Consider the following 3,313-nt stretch of genomic DNA (forward strand, 5'->3'; position numbering starts at 1 on the left):
CCTTCATCTTCTGGAATGCCGGCGATTCACTCATCGACAGGCGGATGTACACCGAGGTGGCCAGCAGCAGGATCGACACCAGGAACGGAATGCGCCAGCCCCAGTCGTCGAACGACGGGCCGGTCAGCTCGCGCACCACCAGGATCACGATCAGCGACAGGAACAGGCCCAGCGTGGCGGTGGTCTGGATCCACGACGTGTAGTTGCCGCGCCGGCCGTGCGGAGCATGCTCGGCCACATACGTGGCGGCACCGCCGTACTCGCCGCCCAGCGCCAGGCCTTGCAGCATGCGCAGCGCGATCAGGATCACCGGCGCAGCCGCGCCGATGGTGGCATAGGACGGCAGCAGGCCGACAATGAACGTCGACGTGCCCATGATCAGGATGGTGATCAGGAAGGTGTACTTGCGCCCGATCATGTCGCCCAGCCGGCCGAACACCAGCGCGCCGAACGGGCGCACCAGGAAGCCCGCGGCAAACGCCAGCAGCGCAAAGATGAAGGCCGCCGTCGGATCCAGCCCCGAGAAGAACTGCTTGGCGATGATGGCTGCCAGCGACCCGTAGAGGTAGAAGTCGTACCACTCAAACACGGTGCCCAGCGACGAGGCGAAGATGACCTTCTTCTCCTCGCGTGTCATGGGCGCGGGCTGCATGCGCCCGGCGGGCGCGTTGGGTGCACTCTGCACGGTTGCCATGTTGTCTCCTTTGTTCGTAGATGTCCCGCTGGGCATGGACATGACAACGCAACGCAAGCGCCCGCGGAATTGTGGACGATTGTGGGAGCCGAAACTTACTGCGTTCTGACATCAACGCCGGCCAAACGCGGCGTTTTCATCGGGGTATACACGCAGATGCGCGTACCAATTTGCAGACCCGATCGGCTGCTTCAGCGCATCAAATGGAGGGCGGTTGGGCGTGCTCAGACGCCTCGCGCTGGGCTTCGTCGGTGTCGTGCGCCGCAGCATCCGCAGCCCGGTTGGTGTGCCATGCATAGAGCATCGTGATCAGCACATAGACGATGGGCGCGCCCTGGCCGGCCACCCAGTAGGCAAACGGCCAGCCGAAGATGCGCATCGACAGGTCGCGTGCAAAGAACGCCACCACGAAGGTCACCACAAACCAGACCCCGAGCAGCAGCAGGATCCAGCGCATGTTGGACACCCAGCGCCGGCGCGCGGGTGCTGGCGCGGAGGCCGGGGTGGACGCGTCGGCATTGGGCGTCATGCCGAGGTCTCCTCGCCCGGCGCGCAGCGGTGCAGCGTGATGCGAAAGCGCGCCCCGGCCAGCCGCGGCGATGGCTGATAGACGTTGTCCAGCACCTCGATGTCGCCGCCGTGCTGCTGCACGATCTCGCGCACGATGGCCAGGCCCAGGCCGCTGCCTTCGGCCTGCGTGCCGAGGATGCGGTAGAAGCGCTGCATCACCCGCTCGCGCTCGGCCACGGGGATGCCGGGGCCGGTGTCTTCCACGTCGATGAAAACGAAGGGCTCGAACGGCGCGGTGGTCACGCGCACCGTCACGCGGCCGCCGTCGGGGGTGTAGCGGATCGCGTTGTCGAGCAGGTTGTTGAGCATCTCGGCGAGCATGATCGCGTTGCCGGAGGTCATGACGCGCACGCCGGGCTCCTCGAAGCCGAGGTCGATCTGTTTGGCCCAGGCCTTCTGCAGCCAGTCGGCCACCACTTGTCGCGTCAGTGTGCAGAGATCGAGCGGCACCATGCCGTCGGTGGCGCCCATGTTTTCCATGCGCGCGAGCGACAGCAACTGCTTGACCAGGTGCGCTGTGCGGTCGGAGCTGTCGGCGATGTGGGCCAGGGTGCGGCGCAGCTCGTCGGGCGATTGCTCGCGCTGTGCGAGCTCCGCCTGCATGCGCAGGCCCGCGAGCGGCGTCTTCATCTGGTGCGCCGCATCGGCAATGAAGCGCTTCTGCGTCTGCACCGATTGCTCCAGCCGCCCGAGCAGCTCGTTGAACGAGGCCACCAGCGGCGTCAGCTCCTGCGGCGCGGCGCCCTCGTCGATGGGGCTGGTGTCGCCGGGGTTGCGCGCGCGGATGCGCTCCTGGATGGCGTTGAGCGGCGCCAGCCCGCGCGTGAGCCCGAACCACACCAGGATGACGGCCAGCGGGAGGATCACGAACTGCGGCAGGATCACGCCCTTGATGATCTCGTTGGCCAGCTGCGCGCGCTTGTCCAGCGTCTCGGCCACCTGCACCAGCGCGGGTTTGGCGCCGGGCAGGTTGGGCTGCTGCACGAAGGTATACGCCACGCGGATCTCCGTGCCGTGGATGCGGTCGTCGCGCAACTGCACCAGGCCGCCATTGCTGGCGTCCTCCTCGGGCGGCAGCGGCAGTTCGCGATCGCCGGAGACGAACTCGCCGCCGGTGCCGAGCACCTGGTAGTAGATGTTGTCGGTCTCGTCCGCGCGCAGGATCTCGCGCGCGGAGATCGGCAACTGCAGTGTCACGCGCCCATTCACCTCGCGCAGCTGCTGGCTGAGCACGATGGCGCTCGATTCCAGCGCGCGGTCGTAGGGTGCATTGGCGATCGACTTGGCGACGAGATACGTCACCGCAATGCTCATTGGCCACAGCAGCAGCAGCGGCGCGAGCATCCAGTCGAGGATCTCGCCGAACAGCGAACGGGCGCCGGGCCGGGTCGCGTCGTCTTCGAGATGGGGGAGGGTATCGGCGAGATCGCGGTCGTCCGCCTGGGGCGCCGCATCGGTGGGTTTGGCATGCCGTGCGCGCGGCCGGCGCCAGGGCCAGGCCAGCCGGTCACCCATGGGCGGCTTGTGCGGCGGTGGGGGCAGCGACACGTTCCAGGCAGTAGCCCAGCCCACGCACGGTGGCGATGCGGATGCCGTCCACCTCGATCTTCTTGCGCAGCCGGTGGATGTAGACCTCGATGGCGTTGTTACTGACCTCTTCGCCCCAGCCGCACAGGTGGTCGACCAACTGCTCCTTCGACACCAGCCGGCCCACGCGCGCGAGCAGGATCTCCAGCAGGCCGATCTCGCGCGCCGACAGCTCCACCAACTGGTCATGGATATAGGCAATGCGCCCGACCTGGTCGAACGCCAGCGGCCCGTGGCGCACCAGCGTCGCGCCGCCGCCCGCGCCGCGCCGCACCAGTGCCCGCACGCGCGCCTCCAGTTCGGACAGGGCGAAGGGCTTGGCCATGTAGTCGTCGGCGCCGAGGTCCAGGCCCTTGACGCGCTCCTCCACGCTATCGGCGGCGGTCAGGATCAGCACCGGCAGCATCGCCCCGCGCGAGCGCAGGCGCTTGAGCACCTCCAGCCCCGACATGCGCGGCAGGC

At 67.8% G+C, this 3,313-nt stretch carries 4 protein-coding genes; all 4 read right to left on the reverse strand.

Translation table 11 applies throughout. From position 1 onward, the window contains the following. Window positions 1-694 (reverse strand): MFS transporter (locus tag QZ609_RS25650; RefSeq protein WP_295501071.1); only part of this gene is annotated, 694 nt, incomplete at its 3' end. Between the two features lie 199 nt (window positions 695-893). Further along, complete coding sequence (locus QZ609_RS25655; RefSeq protein WP_295501075.1) at window positions 894-1,223, reverse strand: sodium/substrate symporter small subunit; 330 nt, start codon at window positions 1,221-1,223, stop codon at window positions 894-896. Continuing rightward, on the reverse strand, window positions 1,220-2,779 hold the full coding sequence (locus QZ609_RS25660) for a sensor histidine kinase (RefSeq protein ID WP_295501078.1): 1,560 nt from the start codon (window positions 2,777-2,779) through the stop codon (window positions 1,220-1,222). Before QZ609_RS25660 ends, QZ609_RS25655 begins: the two co-directional genes overlap by 4 nt. After that, the coding region (locus QZ609_RS25665) for a response regulator transcription factor (RefSeq protein ID WP_295501081.1) at window positions 2,772-3,313 on the reverse strand (542 nt) is incomplete at its 5' end. The genes QZ609_RS25665 and QZ609_RS25660, both read right to left, overlap by 8 nt.

It is taken from the genome of uncultured Ralstonia sp. (assembly GCA_913056305.1).
Taxonomy (GTDB): domain Bacteria; phylum Pseudomonadota; class Gammaproteobacteria; order Burkholderiales; family Burkholderiaceae; genus Ralstonia.

Excerpts from the sequence above, each read along its gene's own strand:
- QZ609_RS25655 (WP_295501075.1), bottom strand. The coding sequence starts at position 1,223 with ATGACGCCCAATGCCGACGCGTCCACCCCGGCCTCCGCGCCAGCACCC.
- QZ609_RS25660 (WP_295501078.1), bottom strand. The coding sequence starts at position 2,779 with ATGGGTGACCGGCTGGCCTGGCCCTGGCGCCGGCCGCGCGCACGGCAT.